A 19663-nucleotide genomic window follows, 5' to 3' on the forward strand; every position below is an offset into this window, starting at 1 on the left:
CCCTTCCTTAGATCACTCGTTTCCTTACATATGAGCCAAACATATCTACCACTATGACAAGAAGCATAATAAGTAAAATGCTCACTGCCATCGCTGTATAATTAAAGCTTTGAAATTGATTAAAGAGCTGCTGGCCAATCCCGCCCCCGCCAATGAATCCAAGGATTAAAGAGGTTCTAATAGCGACTTCGAACCGATAAAAATAATGAGATAAAATATTCGGCCAAATTTGCGGGACGATGGCAAACAGACTTGCAATCCGCCTTTGGGCTCCTACTGACTTCATTGCTTCATGGGGACCAGGATCAGAAGCTTCGATCAACTCGGATATCAGCTTTCCAAGGACTCCAATATTATGAAGTAAAATAGCAAGAACAGCTGCAAATGGGCCTAAACCGATAACCACCACAAAAATCAGACCAAAGACAATCTCAGGGATGGACCGCAGGCCGGATAAAGAAAAGCGGTTGAACGTATAAGCCGTTCTGCTTCTGCTCGTGTTGGAAGCAGACGCAAAGCTGAGTGGCAGAGCAATAATAAGCGCAAAGAAAGTACCAAGGAAAGCCACTGCCAATGTCACCAGGGATTCCCTGAGCAGCAATGGAAGCAGAGACCATTCCGGTGGCAAAAAACGGTTTTGTATGAAAGTAAAAGCATCTGTAAACTGAGCAAACCTTTCAAGCTCAAAGCCCGTTTCCCTCATGCTCCACCAGGTGATCGCAAGTAAGATAACTCCATAAAGGAGGTATCTTTTGTGGAACCAAATCATGTTTTCAACCCTTTCCCCAGTGTTTCCAAAACCAGACTGACAGACAAAGTCGGAAAGCCTCAGTTTTCGAAAGGTATATGTTCATTATGAAAAAGCCGGTCTGGCTGATATACGTCAACCGATAACCGGCTAAAACAAAGCGTGATTAATCCAGAACCTCAGGATCGAGCATATCAAACTCTCTTGCCGCCTCAAGGACGTCTTCATACTGGCTGTCATCCGCTTCCACAAACGCTGAAGCGCCGCCAAAGATATTTAAAATTTCTTCGTCTTCTATGGCAATAAACGCCTCTTGAATCGCTTCAATTTCGTCCTCTTCCATATCGTGAGGGACAACCCATGGGTATTGATAGAGCTGCTCTGACTCCCAGATAACTTTAATCTGGTCATCGTCGACTGCTCCTTCTTCTACCAGTGCATTATAAATAGCACTATCTACGGCCCCGGCATCAACTTCCTGGTTTTGAACCACTTGTGAAGTAATGTCATGAGAGCCGGTGTACCGAACGCTGGCAAACTCATGATTATTTTCATCTTCAAATACTCCCCGCTGGTTCAGCTCAAGTCCAGGGATTAAAGAGCCTGACGTTGAGGAAATGCTGCCGAATGCAAAGTCAATATCCTCCCTGTCTTCAAGGAGCTCATCAAGGTCGTCCCACGGTGCTTCCTCATGGGTAATAATATACGAATAGTAATACGGTGCCCCGTCAATTTCCTGAGTTAAAATAGCCTGAGCTCCGCTTTCTTCATGAGCAATTAGATAAGTAAGAGGCCCTAAGTACGCAAGGTCAATATGACTGTAATTAATGGCTTCAACTACAGCGTTATAGTTAGGGTAATGCTCTACCTCTACTTCTCTGTCGAGGCTTTCTGACAATGTTTCTTCCAGACGATCAAGACCGGTCTGCATTTCACCGATTGACTGAGCAGGGATCACTGCGACTTCTAATACATCATCGTCGCCCTCACCGGCCAATTCGTCTTCCTCAGGCTCTTCTGCTTCTTCCCCGGCTTCCTCTTCTGTTTCTTCTACCTCTGTCCCTTCATCCACTTCCTCCTGTCCATCTTCGTCTCCACAGGCTGCGAGGGTGCCTGCAAGAATAATACCTGTACATAGCATAGTAAACTTTTTCATAGGAGAACCTTCATCCTTTCACAATTTTCTTATCATTTCCAAAACGTACAAATATCCATTCCATAACGGAATACGATTGCGTTACTAAGCTACCATTGTTTAAGATAATTGTAAAGTTATATGCATACCAAAGGCGGTGGACGTACATGAACGAAAAATGGCTTTCAACCTTTGTTGTTCTTGCTGATCAAGAAAGCTTTTCCAAAGCTGCTGATACACTTCATATATCTCAGTCTGCTGTGACCAAACATTTAAAGGCTCTGGAACAAAAACTAGGTGTCTCTTTAATTGACCGGGATCATTTCACATTGACCGAGGAAGGAAAATGGGTGTATGAAAAAGCGAGTGAATGGCTGACAGAGTGGGAGGATTTAAAGGAAAGGTGCTCCCAAAGGGGCGAAAGCTGGAAAAAAACGTTCCGGATAGGGGCAAGCACCACACCCGGAACCTATTTTCTGCCAAAGTTGTGCAGCGTTTTTATAAAAGCCTATCCTGACATTCGCCTTTCTTTGCAGGTTGATGATTCAGAAACTATCTCTTCTTCCTTGAAGAAAGGAGATTTAGACATGGCGCTCACTGGAGCCTTCCATACTCATCCTGAACTTATGGTGGTCCCTCTAATCGAAGACAGGCTTGCAATTATTGGACCTTCTAATTCTGATAAAAAAAAGATAACTTCAATGGAGGAACTGCAGCATCTTCCTTTTATTAAACGAAAGGAAGGGTCAGGTACGTTTATCGCGGCAGAAAGGGGATTAAATGAATGGGGCGGGTCGATGGCTGAGCTTGAAACCGCAGCTATTTCACCTACGACAGAGTCCATGCTTTCACTGGTTGAAGCAGGCATTGGATATGGATTCGTTTCTGATCTAGCACTGCAGCATGAAAAGAAAAGAAACGTTGGGCGCTACGGATTTCTCCCCTCGAGCAGAACCTTTTATGCCTCTTACCTTCAGCACGGTGAAAATCTTCAAGAAAGCGAGGCATTTACAAAGCTGGCGAAAAAAATGCTTCCCATGTAAAAACAGTAAAAGAAGATCGCTGCCCACAAGAGGCTCAGCGATCTTCTTTTCAAAAACAAAGGACTGAGATAGGCTGCTCCCTCTTAAAAAGGCAGTGCACGGCTTCTGCCAAGATTCAGCCCTTGTTTTCTTCTTTCTTGCTTATGCTTTCTTTGTACAAATAAAGGTAAGCTTTTGCCTCTTCAGACGGGTCATGATGCTTTGATATCGTTTTCTTTCCACCAGAAATGAATTTATTTTGCAGCTCAGTAGAAGCCATCAAGGTTTTACATTGCTCCATAAACTCTTCGGGATTATTAAATAAATAACCATTAGAGCCATGAAAAATGACGCTTTTGTTTCCTGGAATATTTCGTGCAAGCACCGGCGTTCCCCACGCCATAGCCTCTAAGACAGCCATCGGCTGCCCTTCTGAACTCGATGTATTAACAACGATATCCGCCCACTCATAAAGGGTAGACATCCTATCCAAGGGTACTGGTTCCCAGTAATGAAACCATTTATATCGGAGATCCCATTTCTTTACTTCTCGAAAGGTTTTTTCATCTAGGTTTGCACCAATGATGGCAAATTGCAAATCAGGAAATACCTTTCGTAAAGAAACAAGCGCCTCTCCCAGAAACAATACATCCTTTACCGGACGGAGTCCTGCAGGAAGGAGTATCTTTGGACAGCCAGCAGGAAGCTGCATATCCATCTCCTTGTTATCTTCCAGTTGTATCCCTTGAGGAATGATATGCACTTTCCCTTTGCTTTCAGGAAAGGATCGAAGAACTTTCTCTTTTCCGTCCTGAGTAAACACAGTAATTCCGCTGCTTTGATTTATAATGTCTTTCATTTCTTTCAGTTTATCAGGATCGTTGAAGTCCACATTCACATCAGTCCCTCCCGAGGTTAATAAAAGGGGCTGGGTAATCTTGATGGCTGTTTCACTGAGCCATTCTACAAACCTTCTCACATGAAGAGCATGCACGATGTCACTTTCTGCTATTAATGCCTTGATTTTTTCATTACTTTCCTCTTCATAAGAAGCCACTTTTACGCTTACTCCTTCCCGGGAAAGAGCCTGGGTCAAGCGTTTTGCTGTCGTGGCATTTCCTCTGATTGAATAAAGGTAAGGAGTAAGAAAGACAACCTTTAATTCTTTCTTATCCTTAGTTGCCTTCATTTTAGCCATGTCCGTTCCTTATCCTTTCTTGCTGTCCATTTTTCATTATCAAGCCACTCTAAAAAAGGAACTAAATACTTCCTGGTCACGCCAAGAACTTCTTTTGCCTCTTGCAAAGTAAATACCTCATTTGTTCCGTCACGTAACTTCCTTTTAGCTTCTGACACAGCCTCTTGGTCCCAAATATGCTTGTCATCCATAGGAACTGCTTTTCCATTTTCTAAAAGGTACTGGCGAAGTTCTTTCATTAAATCGTCTGGCAAAGATTGTTCCCTGGCTGTCTCTTCAAAAGGCGAAACAAGTAATCCTTCCCGTTGCAGAGCGGTGACCACATTTTCCATTCGAGACTCCCAGCCTTTTGGGAAATGAGGGGTGAAATTCTGTAGAGAGATATATTGGTTATTCCTTTTAATTAATTCTTTTTGAATCCCGCTATCAAGGAAATGCTCTAACAAACCTTTTGGATAAGTTCCTTTATTCTCCTGAAGAATTTCACTTTTATTTTTACCGGCTCTTAATGGATAGGAAGCATGAAATGTTTCTAAGCTCTCCCTTAAGCGATTTATAAAGTTGTCAAACAAATCCGGTAACGTAAACATCTGATCCTTCACTTCTATGACTGTTCCTCCACCAAGCATGAGAGAAAGCGTTTCTTCTGCCTCATCGGCTGTAAGGCCTGAATGTTTCACTATTTCATCCTTTCTCAGCCATTTATACTCAAGGAGGACATCTTTAATCCGGTCTTCAGGCGTCCCTTCGAGATCCTTTTCAAGCTTGTCTATCGTCTCTTGCCCAAACTTATACTTTTGGGTATCCGTATTAATCACCATTCCCCCGCCTATTGTTTCAACAGGAGTAGGTCTTCGCAAGATAAAACGATCTCCTCTCTTTGTGACCACAGGTTCATCAAGCCTTACCTGACAAAGAACCCGCTTTTTCCCTGCTTCAAGAACATTCCGGTCAAAGAACACAATTTTCCCGTAAACTTCCGCCGTCCCTAAGTGAAGCTTAATATAGCCCCGTTGTTTTAGAGGGAATTTGATCCCATCCACTGTGGTAAGTTCCACATCAATCGTATCAGCAGACACATAATGGTCTGCTGATACAAGGACATCTCCTCTTTCCACTTCTTCCTTGTCAATCCCTCCAAGGTTAATAGCAAGTCTTTGACCCGCTATTCCTTCCCTGACAGGCTGCTTATGTACTTGAAGCTGTCTTGCTCTCACCGTTTTTTGGGCTGGCAGAAGCTTTACCGTTTCTCCTTCAGCAATCCTTCCTTCGTATACGGTCCCTCTTACGACCGTTCCCTGGCCATGAACGGTAAATACCTGGTCAATTGGCAGGCGAAAGGCCCCCTTTGGGTCTCGACCAGGGACTCCTTTCATCATTTCCTGAATACTGCTCTTGAGATGATCCAAACCTTTTCCAGACAAACTATCAACAAACACCAGGTCAGCATGCTCAAAAGGCGTACCTTGAACTTCTTCCCTGATATCTTCCTCCACAAGCTCCAATAGCTCTTCTTCTACACGGTCTACTTTGGTAACAGCAATTAATGAATGGGTAATTCCAAGAAACGAGAGGATTTCTAAGTGTTCCCTCGTTTGGGGCATCACCCCTTCGTCTGCCGCAACTACTAGGATTACTCCGTCAATTCCCGCCACCCCGGCAATCATCTGGCGGATAAATCGTTCGTGTCCCGGAACGTCAATGATTGAAATATCCATCTCTTCATGTATGGAAAGGGGAGCAAAACCTGGTTCAATCGAAATATTTCTTTCCTTTTCTTCCTGCAGTCTGTCAGTATCTATATCTGTTAATGCTTTTGTAAGTGTTGTTTTGCCATGGTCAATATGACCTGCCATTCCAATGGTGTATGTATGTTTCACGGGTTTCCCCACCTCTTTACTAACGTCTTTACTTACGTACATCTTACTATATTTGAGCAGCCAACAAAAATAATTATGTAAGCACGAGACTCTCTCTATCTAGTTTTCAATATAAAAGGGTGCACTTTTAGGCAATCAGTTATTTTTCAAACAAGCAAAAACACTCCTATAAGGAGTGTTCCGCCCAGTCCTGAATAATGATGTTTTTACTCTGTCGTAATCTGAAAAGTAACTCCAAATTTATCAGTGACAATTCCGTAAGCCGGACTCCAAAAGGTTTCCTGTAAAGGCATGTTCACTTTTCCATCAGCGCTTAACGCCTCAAACACTTCATTTGTCCTTTCCTTATCGGAAAGAACAATACAAATTGTCACTTGATTCCCTGTCTGGTGGGGCTGGCCCGGAAAAGTATCAGACAGCATCAAATCTGTCTCTCCTACTTTTAACAAGCCGTGTGCTATCCGGTTCTTTGCTTCTTCAGGAAGTGGAAAATCCGGGCTTTCTGGCATTTCGCCAAACGTTTGCATTCCGATAACTTTTGCACCTAAAGCATGTTCATAAAATTCAATTGCTTCTTTACCCGTTCCGTCCATGACGAGGTAAGGATTTAATCTCATGGTCATTACTTGTACACCCCTGTTCATAGGTAAGGTTTAAGACATCATCTATAACGATGTATTGACTTTCGTATAACAAATTCCATAGTGGAAATCATTTTTCCTCTTTAATATTTTCAAAAGATGCTTCTTTATCTATCAGGATGGTTACATCTGAATGGGTCTGTAAAATAGAAGCCGGGAAAGATTCGGTCACTGGGCCAGTAATCATTCTTTTCACAGCTTTTGCTTTCTTCCTTCCAGCAGCTAAAAGGACAATTTTTTTCGCCTGAATAATTGTGTTAAGTCCCATCGTGATAGCATAATGAGGAACTTCTCGTTGATTCTTAAAAAAGCGGGCATTCGCTTTTCTTGTATCATTGGTGAGCGTTGTGACATGCGTCCCTTTTTTGAAGGAGGTTCCTGGCTCATTAAACCCAATATGCCCATTTTCTCCAAGTCCTAAAATTTGGAGGTCAATCCCTCCTTCATCCTTTATCTGTTTTTCATATTGTTCACATTCCTCTTGTAAGTCACTGGCCAACCCATCAGGTACAAAACGATTAGCTGGTAAGAGATCTACCTTACTAAAAAAGTGACTTTGCATATAATAATGATAGCTGTTAGGATGGGACCGATTCAATCCTACATATTCATCCAGATTAAAGCTGACAGCTTTTTGATAGGATGTTCCATTTAGACGATGATCTTCAGCCAAAAGGTCATACATACGAAGAGGAGTGCCCCCGGTTGCCAGGCCAAAAACAGAATCTGGTTTTTCCCTTACATGGCTGCGTACGATTTGGGCAGCCTTGACACTTACCATTTCATAGGAAGAACATACGATGACTTTCATTGGATCCCTCCTTACATACACCCCGCCCTTTATCTATTTTAGTATCTTTATGTATGATATGTAAGGGTACCCCTTGCGTCTCAGCAGCTGCTTTATCTTCAAATCTTCTTAGTGAAATAGAGGCTGCTACCTTAGAAGGTGTCAAAGCATTCACACCCCATGAAGCTTGCCCCTTGATTTTCTGCGCCCAACATAATAAAATAAGTATCTGTGGCCGAAAGGTCTTTACGGGGCTGGTTGTGATGCTGGTGCACGCCGAGGTCTTCAAAACCTTCAGGGAGGCTCGTGCAGTCTCCGGTGGGTTCGATTCCCACACAGTCCCGCCAACACATAGGTTTATGATTTACACATACTATACCTTTGCCAAGGTTTCATGAGGGTTTTTGCTTATAACCTAGGCAGACCTATTCACAAAACCTTCATGGTTATTTCGTCTTTAGCCTTCTACCAATTTTTTTCAGTCCAGTTTTAAGCTATTACAGCTATAACTATAGATAAGCCTTTTATGGTTTTAAAAAAGGGCAGCCATTACAGCCAGCCCTTAGTTATATATAATTAGTACCCTACTTGATCAGCACCGTAATTGGCTTGTTCGTCAGTGAACCCTTCAAATTTAAGCTGGTCAATAAGACTACTTCTTGAAAACTCCATAGTATCAAGGTATGACTGCGCTTTCAGGCCTGCTTGTTCTTTCCAATCAACTTCAATGTTTTCAACAGCAAATGCAGCTTCGTCATTACTGAATCCTTCATATTCTAGCTGTTCGATAAGCCCCTCTTTAGAAAATGCCATTGTGTTAAGGTATGACTGTGCTTTCAGGCCTGCTTGTTCTTTCCAATCAATTTCAATGTTTTCAACAGCAAATGCAGCTTCGTCATTACTGAATCCTTCATATTCTAGCTGTTCGATAAGTCCCTCTTTAGAAAATGCCATTGTGTTAAGATAAGCTTCAGCTTTACCTTCAGCATTTTTCTGTCCCATAGTCATTTCAGGTTCAGCAGGTTCTTCTTCTTTAACAGGTTCTTCTTCCTTTACTTCCTCTTTTTCGTCACTAGTTTCAGTAGTTTCAATTTCCTCTGTAGCTTCAATTTCAGTTTCCTCAGCCTGTGTTTCAGTGGCAGCTTCAGGTTCTTCTTCCTTTACTTCCTCTTTTTCGTCACTAGTTTCAGTAATTTCAGTTTCCTCAGTAGCTTCAATTTCAGTTTCCTCAGCCTGTGTTTCAGTGGCAGCTTCAGGTTCTTCTTCTCCACAAGCTACAGCGAATACAATAATGATACCAAGCAACCCCACCCGCCACTTCTTATAGAATGGTTTCTTATCCTTTTCTTTTGTCATTTTTCTCCTCCAATTTCATTTATAATTTCAGGATAATTTTACCATGAAAGGGGTGACAAAATATACATATTACCTTATAAGATATGGAATATATTATACGAAGATGAGTAAAAAGTTACAAAAATAGTACAAATATTCCCAAATCACTAGAGCACCGTATATAGACATCCCCGTCTCCTATATACCCCCGGGTTTCTTACTTATCAGATTAAAGATGATCTCAGTAAAGTGCTAAGATAATAGGAGCTACTTGCCTATTAGATTCTTCTATTTTTCTCACTTTGTTTACTTTCTTTTATGTTCTATATCCTTGCTGGGACTGTCCTCTACTTACACTCTTAATACCAGAATATCTAGTTAAAAATATAGCAGAAACCCAATAGACCTCCGAAAGAAAACATATCTCATGCGCTATATAAGTTTAAAAATTTGTTTAAACAGTTTCTATGTACAGTTTAAAAACAACCTCCATGGGGAAACGATATCTTTTCTAAAACTATTATGATGGTCCTACAAACTTCGGAGAAAACTCTCTGTCTAAGGACAGGATGTCTATAAAACAACAGAAGAGTATGTACCGGAATGTACATACTCTTTTTCAGCTGTTTACTTTTATTTTTTACCAATCAATACGATTATCATAAATGGTGTTCGTCATGTTTCTTAGTTCAAATATTTTATCAAGTACTTTAGTAGCTGCCTCTCTTACAGGTTCAATTATTGGTTTACGGTCATTCTCAAAATAATAAAAGGCATCTCTATATCCATGCTCCTTTAACATTTTTGCTAAATACATCCCATCCTCTAAAGCCCATGATGCACCAATTCCAAGCATTGGATTGGTGGCATGAAGGGCATCCCCTACAAAAGTGACTCGCCCATGATACCAATGAGGCAGTTCTTCCAACTCAAAGATATTTCTCGAGGTAATGCTTTCTGTATTGTTCAGAAGTTCACTAAATGGATTATCCCACCCACTAATTTTTTCTGATAACCAATCCTTTATAAACTGATTGTCTGCCAACTCTAATTCTGTTGCAGGAATTTTTCTTTCTTCTTTCCCCACAAATTGCCATAATATATCTGCTTCTGAAGTGGGTGAACATTTACTTACAAAAGTACCTAAATAATTATCAAAATCACCATAGACACTTGCATTAGTATCAATTGTTTGCTTTACATTCGAAGAAGATACCAGCCCGTGAATGCCATAGTAACCAGCATAAATAGGTTTAATTTGAGGATATATTATTTCTCTTGTTCTTGAATGAATGCCATCCGCCCCAACTAAGATCTCTCCCTTTTCCTTTGAATCATCAGAGAAGAGAGCTGTAATACTATCAGAGTTTTGTTCGAAATTAACCAGCTTTTTATTGTAATGTACGGGAATATTATATTCCTCAGCTTTTTCTAAAAGTAGTTTCATTAGGCTATGTCTACTTATGGTAATAAAGGTTTTACTAAAAAAATCATTTCCCGCAAAAGTCATGCTGGACAGTTCTTTATAGTTACTAGTGTATGTTGTCTCAGATTCCAAGGGAAAACTATGGTCTGCAATATTATTTATACCCAGTGTTTCCAGAACATTCAGGCCATTTGGTGTGAGTACAAATCCTGCCCCGCTTTCTCTTTCAATCGAAGCACCTTCAAATACGCTACTTTCTATTCCAGCCTTTTTTAAAAAAATAGCAGTGGCAAGACCACCAACACCAGCCCCAATGATGATTACTTTTTCTTTCACATGAAACACTCCTTTTTTATAACCCGGGGTTAAAACAATTAATAAGCTTATGGAAAATATACTATCACTTATTCGGACGATCGGTCAATTAATTTGTATAATGGTCCTTGATATAAATTCAAAGTCGTATAAAATTACTTTTATATGTTATTTACAGACACATTTTTTATAATAAATTTACGAAGTAAGTAGGAGGATTTATGAGTAGACCATCTGGAATTAATAGTGAAGATACCAAAAAATTAATTGAGGATAAAGCAACCAAACTGTTTGAATTAAAAGGCTACGCCGCTACATCTATGGCGGATATAAAAACAGAAACTCAATTAAGCAAAGGAACAATTTATTACCATTTTAAAAATAAGGAAGAGCTTTATTTATTTTGTATAAAACAAGCATTAAACAAATTTATTACCGAGTGGGAAAAACTCATGGTAGAAGAAGAAAGGGCTACTGATAAACTATACTTATGGGCGCGTTTATGCAGTTTAGAGTTTCACAATTCATTAATCAAAACAGTTTCAGAATTTATAATCTCAACAAAGAAAGAAAAATCTTTTGTCGTAGAACTGTTCAAGCCTGAATTTGAGGTCGTTTCGGAGATAATCAAAGAAGGTATTCGTAACAAAGAGTTTAATAAGGACTTAAATGTCGAAGAGATAAGTGTCATTCTATTAGCCCTAATTTCCGGATTATACGATACAGCATTATTAGTGTTCAACACTCAAGAATCTAAAGAGCTTCTTTATAAAAAAGCCATAGACACTGTTATCAACGGAATTAGAACTACCTGACAAATTGTTATTGCGGTTCACCTTTAGTGGAATTCCATACCTTAGATAACGGTCATCTGAACAGTACCTTGCTCGGGCTTATAAAGTTACCAGGGCTTCTGTTGAAGAAGCCCAAATGGACGGATACATTTCCCTGCGTCAATAAAGTATTCCTTTTCTACACCCTTGTAGTCCATTTGGACATCACCCTTTTCCTGAATGTTAAGAGATTCGCATTAGTCCTAGACAATGGAATGTTTTTCTAAATGGCCGATGCATTGATACCATAAGTTTTTCAAAATGCTTTTGTAAAAGATATATTAATACTTACGTGCAACATCCATCACCTTGAGTCTAGTATTAACCAATTTTTAAGCGGCTACTGTCTTTACATAGTGCCCATAGTTTATCGCTAACATTTGTGTTCTCTTCATAAGCAGGATAAACACTGGTACCAGTAATTTGTTTCATTTGCTTGATGAAACCCGGAAATTCTTTCGGTGACGGTTGCATGATTTCCAGTTTATCGTTGAATAATTTCCCGGTTGTACGTTTAAAGTCTTCCTCTGTACAAATCTTGAAATATTTATCAGCCATATAGGAAGCTGGTGGGATAAATAAATTTTGTACCCAGGCGATCATTTTGTACTTTGGTTTGAATTTTTGAATCGTTTCCTTAGACATTTTCGCCCCATTAATTTGTAAGACATTGACTTTGATCCCGTCTTGTTCAAACTTCTCAGCCATCTTAAACGTTAATAAAGTGAGTGCCATTTTCGATTCGGCATACATTTTATACACACTGAATGACTTAATGATTTCTTCGTGCTTCCCCTCCAAATAATCTATCTTCCGTTTTGTGTCAAAGAAATGCTTAATGATATTGCTTCCTGCATGGAGGATTCTCGGATCTTCAGACTTTCTCAATTGATCTAATAATAAGTGTGTCATAAGAAACGGACCAAAAACATTGGTGGCAAATGTGAGCTCAATACCATCAGCACTCTCTCGGTATGGTTCTCCGTGGTTAAAATAAGCAGCGTTATGAATAAGAATGTCCAGCTGTTCATAGCGACTTTGAAAGGCTGAGCAAAACTTACGAATGGATTCGAAGGAGGATGTATCGAGTTCCATCAGTTCCACTTGATTATTGGTAGTTGCTTCTATGATTTCTTTTTGCACTTTTCGACTAATTTCCAAGTTCCGACAACCCATAATAACCTTGTAACCCTCTTTAGCAAATCGTAACGCAGCTTCCTTCCCAATTCCCGAATTTGCCCCGGTAATGATCACCGTCTTGTTTTTCATTTTGATATTCCTCCTCGACTATACCTATACTTGTGTTCTTCCTTATGCAGGCAAATCGTCATGTTTACTCCTAAATAAGAACAAGCATATTGTCCCTGCGATTCCACCTGCTAAATGAGGGATATGACCAACAGAACCAAACAAACCAAAGACAATAGCTATAACAGAAACTCCAAATAAAATAATAGGCAATACAACATTCGGCAGTTGAAAAAACAACTCTTTATCCTTCGGGAATGCCAAATAATAATAGAATAGTAGTCCAAATCCTGCCCCACTAAACCCAATACCAGCTTCTCTCCATAACACAATAGACAATCCGCCTGCCAAAATACATAAAACAATCAATATAAAATACCTGTTTTTCCCTAGTAATTGTTCTACCCACGGGCCCACTAACAACAACACTGCCGTATTTAATAAAAAATGATAAGGTTCTACATGTACAAGACCATGGGTAAGGATTGTGTACCATCTTTCTGGTAGCTCATCATTATTTAATGCTAAAAACCGTATATGTTCTGGGTCACTTAAACGGGCAACAAGGAAGATCATCGACGATAACGAAAAAAAAAAATAACAGGCGACTTTTTCAACCTTTGGATCATTTCCAATTGTCTACTCTCCTCTTCCTTTCTTTACATCTATAGCTTTGTTGGTCCCCTCTTTCCCGCTTCTTACATTTCATTTAAAATAACATATGTTATATATCATGTATTATTTTATATGCCGAATCATGTTTTTGTAAATACATTTTTATGAATTTTTTTCCTTTTTTATTTTCATTTAATTGGGTTATGTGTGAAGGGAAAACTGGAAGTTAGACGTAAAATTGCATAACGTAAATCACTGAATATTAACATTGAAAAAAGAGGGCACCCAAAATTTATACACTTTTGGGTGCCCTTTTCATCTCAAATGTTTGATACGTGTAATAACATTACCTAAAAAAACGAACCAAGAAAACTTGATATTCAAGCTTGGTTCGGGTAAGCAATTCCAATTATTATTTTTCTTTTCGCACTCGAGTAGCAATCATCACATCTTCAGCAACATCGTCGGAAATTTTGATCATGTTGTCCAAATCAAATTCCTTTGGGAGCAGCCCGTTGGCTACCATGATCGTAAGTCCCATTTGAAAGGCCCTCATTTTAAATAAAATCGTCATCAGTTCGTCATCTGTAAAACCTTCAAGCGTTGCATCCTTTTTCATATGTTCTACAAGGTCACTACCCATTTCTTTCTCATGATTCTGAAAGTAATCGTTTGGTTTCATCACAAAATCTCTGATCAGAACTGGATATTCCTGAGCAAAACGAAGACTGGCAACCCCTATATCTCGAAAGGTGTTCCCTGAATTTTCTTCATATATCATGTGTTGGCTCAGTTGAACAACTTTATTTGCTACGGCCTGTTTAAGTTCATCAACATCATTAAAATTTACATAAATTGGAGCAATCGAACTCCCTAAACGATCCGCTACTTTCCGTATCGTGATACTGTCAATTCCTTCGCTTTTTGCGATTTCAAATGCTGCATTAATAATTTGTTCCTTCGTAAATTTCGTCTTAGGTGGCATGGAAGTACATCTCTCCTATTTAAAAACTATAAATATCAACCAATATATATCAGTTATTATATATTAATTTTATCATGTAGCATAGAACATTAGCAAAAGGGCAGACATGGGCGAACTGGAAGTACGCACTGTCGTTAGTCCTGGAAAAGCTAAAACGAACCAATGAATATCTTCTTAGATCATGACCTAATGGTAACAATATTCTAGTTCTTCACAAATAATGTAGGAAAAAAGTTCTTTTTAAAATAATGTAAGCGCTTAATATGTATTTTTCTGCCAATCTATTATAAAATATGAAAAAAGGTCACTTATGTAAATACAGCTTCCCAAAAAGGAGGTAGAAAAATGAGGTTTATGAGTTTTCAAGATCAAACAAACGTAATCAAAGTGAATGACGAAGATTATGGCAAAGCAATAGACCAGTTTATCGAAGAAACGAAAAGAAGCGAAAACACGGATAGAGTGACGATGTTAAATATTAACAAAGTAGAAGATGAAGAAGGTGTTTATTCAGTGCATTTTCGTGTGTATAAAGATAAGAATAAAATTGGCCATTAGCATCAATTGGATCTAATTTTTAACAGAGTTTGATCCCTTTTTCTCTAGGCTTCTTTCATAGGGTGTTTGTTTCTGTCAACACTTGTTCTCACCTTCTTTCCTTTTAGTCAAGTACAGTAATAAAAACACCTCCTCAATTTTTTTATGAGGAGGTGTTTCTATAGTTGGTTTAATTTTTATCAGGTCCTTATGGTCTCATTAAGCCTACCCTTGCTTTGCTGGAACTGGGCCACTTTGTCCAGTCACTGTATTTTAGTTCTCTCTCAGCCGATTCAGTTTCCAGTCCCTCTTTTTCTTTTTTTAGAGACTCTTTATTCTCCTTTGGCAAATACACTTCATAAATCTCATCGTTACCATCTTTTATTTTCAGGAGCCCCTTCTCTTCATCCTCTACATTGAACTCTGGTTCTGCTCCTTTCTCTATAGAAAATTTCATTTCGCGAGGTACATAAAAGATAGTCCCTTCTTCTGAAGAAAATTCTTTACCTTCAGGAAGTGTTTCTTGATCGTATGCCTCATACCCATAATTTAGTAACTTTTCTGTGTCCTGATAACTTTGCTCAGCCGTACCACTCTTTAACACTACAGCAATCAGTTCATGTCCGTCTCTTTCGGCAGCTGTTACGAGTGTAAATCCTGACATTTGGACAAAACCATTCTTCACGCCAAACGCTCCGTCGTATCGCCAAAGCATGCGATTGTGGTTGTAAATGTCTGTTTCCCATCCTTCACCGTTCCATTCCATTTCTTTCGTGGAAACTATATTTCGAAAATCATCATTTCGTAAAGCATACCTTGTGATTTCAGCCATATCATAGGCTGTCGTATAATGGTTTTCATTAAAAAGCCCGTGGGGATTTGTAAAGTTAGTGTTTTCAACATTTGTCTTTTTCCTTACAAACTCATTCATTTTCTCTGAGAATTCTTCTTCACTGTCTGCAATATGTTCTGCAATTGCATGACCCGCGTCGTTGCCTGAATTAATCATTAACCCTTGAACCAATCGCTGCAAGGAAACCTCCTCGTCTTCTAGAAGATAAACACTTGTTCCTTCCACCTCAGTGGATTCCTTACTAATGGTAACCGTTTCTTCAGGGTCTGCCATTTCCAGTGCCATGATTCCCGTGACTATTTTTGTAATAGAAGCAGGATACATTTGTTTATGTCCTTGCTCTTCGTATAATACCTGGCCTGTTTTACCATCCATTAACAGAGCTGCTTCACTTTGAAGAGTAATCTCTTCCTGAGCGAAGGATTGAAATGATAAAGAAGTGGATAGTGTGATTAAAAATAAGATTCCGACTAGAATTCTTGCTAACATGCGTGTGATGTCTCCTTCTCTTTTTTGTTTTGAGATAAAAGTAAATATGATGGACCCTATACAGATAATTGTTTTACAGGCGGGAGTATTTTTTCTATAACGCTCAATAAAACAAAACCATATCATCCTAATACTAAATAAAAAGTATGAAAAAATTGTGAAGAAACAAAAACCAATAGGATGTACATGTAACTTGATTTGTCTTTAAAATTATTCTTTCCACGTGAAAAAATTTGCAGAACCATGTCAAATAACATTTTACACTTTTATATAAAAAGTAAAAGAGCAAAAAACCATGACTAACAACTTTTCAAATCACTCACGATTCAAATAATGTTTTTACTTACGCTCTTCCACCCGGGTATAAGAGCGTCACCCCGCAACCCGTTTTGTCTACTAAACGTAAATAGCTGCTTCCCGCGAAAGGAAGCAGCCATCACTTATTACTATTATCTAGTATTACTAATGTATTATTTCCAGAAACTTTCGTATCAATACTTTTGCTTCTATCCTCTCATCCTTGCTAAAGGACCTTCTTCATTTATGATATCGTCAAGCTTATAAATAGGAATGGGAAACATTGGATAACCTGCATAGCCAGGACTGATCGAATACCTCTGAAAAAAGATGACAAGAGATTTATCTGCGATATAAAAGTCCTGGTTTTTACTTACTGTAACAGGAGTTTCAAAGACCGGTATTTGAAGCTCTTCTATCTGCTCATTAACTAACAAGGATAGCCGTTCAGTGTACGGACTCCCTGGTACAAACAAATCCCTCAGTTCGTATTCTTCTCCCGTCTGTAAATCAAAACTGAGAGAAGAAAATGCACTTGCAGGATGTGCCATACCAGGCATCATGGCTTCACTACCAAGAGTAAGACTCAAAACATTTCTCTGCAGGTTTTTTATTTCAAAGTAGCCATTTACCGACGTTTTTCCCCAATGAAGGTAACCTAGTTCAGCGAAGCTATGAAGAAGCTCTGCTACTTTGCTCGTAATCTTTCGGTTTATTGTTTGTTGGGTAATGAATGAAGGCACGCCAAACAATTGAGGAAAATAAATCACAGACAAGGGAAACTTCCAGGATACGGTGACCACTATAGGAGGAACAGGAAAGGAATTCATCAAATCACCTCATTGTACATGAATTCCTTTAAAGGTATTCAGGGACAAGAGAAGATATTTCCTTTCCTTATTTACTATGTAGTAAATTTGTTTTTAAAAGCTCATGAAACGCTTCTTATTTTTATATTTTCTTCAGAAATATGTATGCACCGTTCCCTTTTAAAACCAGGAGTTCGCTACTTTTTTGTACTATTTTTAGAAATATCTATTCTTAATCCTACTACACTTTTTAAAAAGTCTGTCCTAACAATATCGCAAATATTCGACTAACATATATGTAAGATAACTAAGTAACCTTAATTTTTATACAAACTTTTTTTGTAGTATTCACGTAATTCAAGTGCATTATTTTCCCATATTATTGTACGACCGTGAATTAATTGACCAAGGACATCCAAGCACCTATGCCATCCTGCAGCTATATATAACGCCATCGTTCGATCATCAAACGTATGTCTAAACGTCAAGGCGCACCCTTGATCATCTTCATGTAGGCTTATCTCTAACAAATCATCAACTTCCCGAAAACAAAAAGAATATGGAGGATTTAGTTCGGTAATAACCCCCTCATAAATTGAACCTTCACCGTCATCGAACTTTATCTTTCCACCAATCCTAAGATCCATATCCCCAGTTGCAAATGGATACCACTGTGTGAGGTACTCTGGATTCGTTATAAAACGAAATACTTTTTCAGGACTAACTGAATATTTGCGTTCAAAAACCAAAACGGGCCTTCCTTCTTTTTCATGGAGACTGCCATAGTTACTCATATATGTTACCTCCTTTTTTCTAATGTTAATATTCCACGTTTGTCAATGGTAAACTATATAAAATTTAATAATCATAACACTAGGGGCTTAAAAAGTCCTAGAGAGATACGCAACTGCTTCGCTCTCCGATCGCCTATGTTTTAAAAATCCACTTATGTCATCGCCTATAAGCGGGGCAGCTGCTACGCTCCAATCCAGAAGTGATGTCTAAAAAGTAAAAATCGAATTTGAGACACCACTTGCCATTGTAACTACCATTATTCACGGTCCGCTTCTGTATCTTTAAAACAATTTTCATTATTATTTTCAACTACATGTTTAAGGATTGACATCTTATTATTCCAAATATGAAGTTATTTCCGAGATTGCTAATTCCTTCTTGGCAAGCAAGCGGAGAACCTCTCTTCTAGTTGGATCAGCAATAGCTTGAAAGACATCATGCTTTACTGCTGTCACTTATCCTTCAACAACCTTTCGAAGTCCTTCATTAACAATCCCATCCCAACCATTATCCATTCTTTCACGAATAACAGAACTTTTCTCGTTTGCTTTTGGAAGGACAGTATCTGGAGTTTTCCAACCAGCATGTATAAGTGTAAATTCCGTTTTTTCACCCAAGTCTTTAAGTAGAAAAGAAACGACCCAACCATCTGTGTCCCATGAAAACGAAATTTTGTTCGGTTCATCCACTTCTAAAACTTTACATGGAGATGGACCAAAAGGGGATTGTACATGGAACTCATGTCCAACTTTAGGTTCAAAATCATTTGGCATAAACCATGATTCAATCCCTTCGGAAGTTGATACCATATCCCAAACTTTTTGTATAGGCGCTTCAAATACTACTGTTTGCTTAATATCGTGTAGTGTTTCCATTTTCATTACCCCATTTAACATAAATTAAATTAAACCATTTGGTTTCATGTCTACATTACGTTCTTTTTATATTTCCTTTATTGTTGCACAGTATCCGTCAAATACAAAAGAAGACCACCCATAAAAGTGATCATCTCTATGATTTTTTTATCTTACCAGTATTGTTGTACTGTTCAGTAAAAAATCATTTGTGTTTTATATGAGAATTAATTACATACTTTAGAGATACCTAATATCCTTAATTAGACGAAAAAATAATTGCTTACTCCGTCTTCTGCGCAACTAGCATGTATAGAGATTCTGCCGGGAAGAATTTCCCAATTACTTTGAATCCTGCTTCGTTCATTTCACGCTCCATTCCTTCCAAGGTAATTCTCGGCACTTTCCCGGAACTTATCTTTGGTTCAAGTTCTAGACAGATTAGATAGCCTTCTTTTTTCAGTACATTTTTCATTTGCTGTAATAGCACTGAGAGGGGCTGAATTTCATGCAGGACCAGAGAAGCAATAATGATATCGATAGAACCATCTGCTAAAGGAAGTGCCTCCATACTCCCCTGCACTGGGACAATATTTGTCACCTGTTCCTGAAGAATGACGATTACTCTAAGCATACCTGTCTCTTAATGATTGTAATTGCCAGTATCGTTGTACTGTGCAGCTATCTTAGAGGGATAGCTTTAATAAAGTTATGGATGAGTTATACACTTGAACTTTTTGATTGATGCTATTAAAGTATATATACAGTGAAGGACTGTCATTAGTAATGAATAAGCTCAATATTTTCAACTTTTATTTTCAGGAACACAGTTTCCTTTGAGAAAGGGTTCGGATAGAT

The 19663-nt window shown here is 38.7% G+C and carries 19 protein-coding genes, 1 tRNA gene and 1 pseudogene; 4 read left to right on the forward strand and 17 right to left on the reverse strand.

Going from position 1 to position 19663, the window contains the following annotated elements; genetic code table 11:
* Positions 1-7: 7 nt before the first annotated feature.
* Both phnE and phnD read right to left on the reverse strand, forming a co-directional pair.
* Entirely contained in the window at positions 8-769 is a 762-nt protein-coding gene (phnE, locus tag ACFPU1_RS03825; RefSeq protein WP_385938827.1) for a phosphonate ABC transporter, permease protein PhnE, read from the reverse strand.
* Between the two features lie 145 nt (positions 770-914).
* On the reverse strand, positions 915-1904 hold the full coding sequence (phnD, locus tag ACFPU1_RS03830; protein ID WP_385938830.1) for a phosphate/phosphite/phosphonate ABC transporter substrate-binding protein: 990 nt from the start codon (positions 1902-1904) through the stop codon (positions 915-917).
* 146 nt (positions 1905-2050) lie between these two features.
* Here phnD and ACFPU1_RS03835 point away from each other — a divergent pair, with 146 nt between their 5' ends.
* Entirely contained in the window at positions 2051-2926 is an 876-nt protein-coding gene (locus tag ACFPU1_RS03835) for a selenium metabolism-associated LysR family transcriptional regulator (RefSeq protein WP_385938833.1), read from the forward strand.
* A gap of 115 nt (positions 2927-3041) precedes the next feature.
* Here ACFPU1_RS03835 and ACFPU1_RS03840 read toward each other — a convergent pair whose 3' ends face one another.
* The 4 genes from ACFPU1_RS03840 to nagB all read right to left on the reverse strand — a co-directional run bounded on the left by ACFPU1_RS03840 (position 3042) and on the right by nagB (position 7435).
* Positions 3042-4103 carry a glycosyltransferase gene (locus ACFPU1_RS03840; protein ID WP_385938836.1) on the reverse strand — a complete coding sequence of 354 codons (1062 nt, stop codon included), beginning with the start codon at positions 4101-4103 and terminating at the stop codon, positions 3042-3044.
* Positions 4091-5983, reverse strand: a complete 1893-nt coding sequence (gene selB, locus ACFPU1_RS03845; protein ID WP_385938839.1) for a selenocysteine-specific translation elongation factor — start codon at positions 5981-5983, stop codon at positions 4091-4093. The genes ACFPU1_RS03840 and selB overlap by 13 nt, the downstream gene beginning before the upstream one ends.
* Positions 5984-6189: 206 nt before the next feature.
* A complete protein-coding gene (locus tag ACFPU1_RS03850) occupies positions 6190-6606 on the reverse strand; it encodes a VOC family protein (RefSeq protein ID WP_385938842.1) in 417 nt (138 codons plus the stop codon).
* An 88-nt stretch (positions 6607-6694) separates the two neighbouring features.
* Entirely contained in the window at positions 6695-7435 is a 741-nt protein-coding gene (gene nagB, locus ACFPU1_RS03855) for a glucosamine-6-phosphate deaminase (protein ID WP_385938845.1), read from the reverse strand.
* Positions 7436-7664: 229 nt separating this feature from the next.
* Here nagB and ACFPU1_RS03860 point away from each other — a divergent pair.
* A tRNA-Sec gene (locus tag ACFPU1_RS03860) sits at positions 7665-7761 on the forward strand.
* A 229-nt stretch (positions 7762-7990) separates the two neighbouring features.
* Here the strand turns inward: ACFPU1_RS03860 and ACFPU1_RS03865 are convergent.
* Both ACFPU1_RS03865 and ACFPU1_RS03870 read right to left on the reverse strand, forming a co-directional pair.
* Complete coding sequence (locus ACFPU1_RS03865) at positions 7991-8770, reverse strand: Ltp family lipoprotein (RefSeq protein WP_385938848.1); 780 nt, start codon at positions 8768-8770, stop codon at positions 7991-7993.
* A 619-nt stretch (positions 8771-9389) separates the two neighbouring features.
* Positions 9390-10511, reverse strand: coding sequence for an FAD-dependent monooxygenase (locus ACFPU1_RS03870; RefSeq protein WP_385938851.1), 1122 nt, complete (start codon positions 10509-10511; stop codon positions 9390-9392).
* A 200-nt stretch (positions 10512-10711) separates the two neighbouring features.
* On the opposite strand from ACFPU1_RS03870, the gene ACFPU1_RS03875 reads away from it, so the two are divergent.
* On the forward strand, positions 10712-11305 hold the full coding sequence (locus tag ACFPU1_RS03875; protein ID WP_385938854.1) for a TetR/AcrR family transcriptional regulator: 594 nt from the start codon (positions 10712-10714) through the stop codon (positions 11303-11305).
* 339 nt (positions 11306-11644) lie between these two features.
* Here ACFPU1_RS03875 and ACFPU1_RS03880 read toward each other — a convergent pair whose 3' ends face one another.
* From ACFPU1_RS03880 to ACFPU1_RS03890, 3 genes are all read right to left on the reverse strand, one after another.
* A complete protein-coding gene (locus ACFPU1_RS03880) occupies positions 11645-12592 on the reverse strand; it encodes an SDR family NAD(P)-dependent oxidoreductase (protein WP_385938857.1) in 948 nt (315 codons plus the stop codon).
* A gap of 42 nt (positions 12593-12634) precedes the next feature.
* Positions 12635-13147, reverse strand: coding sequence for a rhomboid family intramembrane serine protease (locus tag ACFPU1_RS03885; RefSeq protein WP_385938860.1), 513 nt, complete (start codon positions 13145-13147; stop codon positions 12635-12637).
* 451 nt (positions 13148-13598) lie between these two features.
* Entirely contained in the window at positions 13599-14171 is a 573-nt protein-coding gene (locus tag ACFPU1_RS03890) for a TetR/AcrR family transcriptional regulator (RefSeq protein ID WP_385938863.1), read from the reverse strand.
* A 345-nt stretch (positions 14172-14516) separates the two neighbouring features.
* Between ACFPU1_RS03890 and ACFPU1_RS03895 the strand changes: the two genes are divergently transcribed.
* On the forward strand, positions 14517-14729 hold the full coding sequence (locus tag ACFPU1_RS03895; protein ID WP_054637443.1) for a hypothetical protein: 213 nt from the start codon (positions 14517-14519) through the stop codon (positions 14727-14729).
* A gap of 187 nt (positions 14730-14916) precedes the next feature.
* Here ACFPU1_RS03895 and ACFPU1_RS03900 read toward each other — a convergent pair whose 3' ends face one another.
* The 6 genes and pseudogenes from ACFPU1_RS03900 to ACFPU1_RS03925 all read right to left on the reverse strand — a co-directional run bounded on the left by ACFPU1_RS03900 (position 14917) and on the right by ACFPU1_RS03925 (position 19439).
* The gene (locus ACFPU1_RS03900) at positions 14917-16050 is read right to left on the reverse strand and encodes a D-alanyl-D-alanine carboxypeptidase family protein (RefSeq protein ID WP_385938866.1); all 1134 of its coding nucleotides are present in this window, start codon (positions 16048-16050) and stop codon (positions 14917-14919) included.
* A 506-nt stretch (positions 16051-16556) separates the two neighbouring features.
* Entirely contained in the window at positions 16557-17177 is a 621-nt protein-coding gene (locus tag ACFPU1_RS03905; RefSeq protein ID WP_385938869.1) for an RsiV family protein, read from the reverse strand.
* A 296-nt stretch (positions 17178-17473) separates the two neighbouring features.
* A complete protein-coding gene (locus ACFPU1_RS03910; protein WP_385938871.1) occupies positions 17474-17950 on the reverse strand; it encodes an SRPBCC family protein in 477 nt (158 codons plus the stop codon).
* Between the two features lie 345 nt (positions 17951-18295).
* Positions 18296-18406: pseudogene (locus ACFPU1_RS03915) on the reverse strand (ArsR family transcriptional regulator); the annotation flags it as partial.
* A complete protein-coding gene (locus ACFPU1_RS03920; RefSeq protein WP_385938874.1) occupies positions 18407-18832 on the reverse strand; it encodes an SRPBCC family protein in 426 nt (141 codons plus the stop codon).
* Between the two features lie 256 nt (positions 18833-19088).
* Positions 19089-19439: a class I SAM-dependent methyltransferase gene (locus ACFPU1_RS03925; RefSeq protein WP_385938877.1), complete on the reverse strand. Its 351-nt coding sequence runs from the start codon at positions 19437-19439 to the stop codon at positions 19089-19091.
* Between the last annotated feature and the right edge of the window lie 224 nt (positions 19440-19663).

Origin of the sequence: Thalassorhabdus alkalitolerans, assembly GCF_042656525.1 — a bacterium.
GTDB classification, from domain to species: domain Bacteria; phylum Bacillota; class Bacilli; order Bacillales; family Marinococcaceae; genus Thalassorhabdus; species Thalassorhabdus alkalitolerans.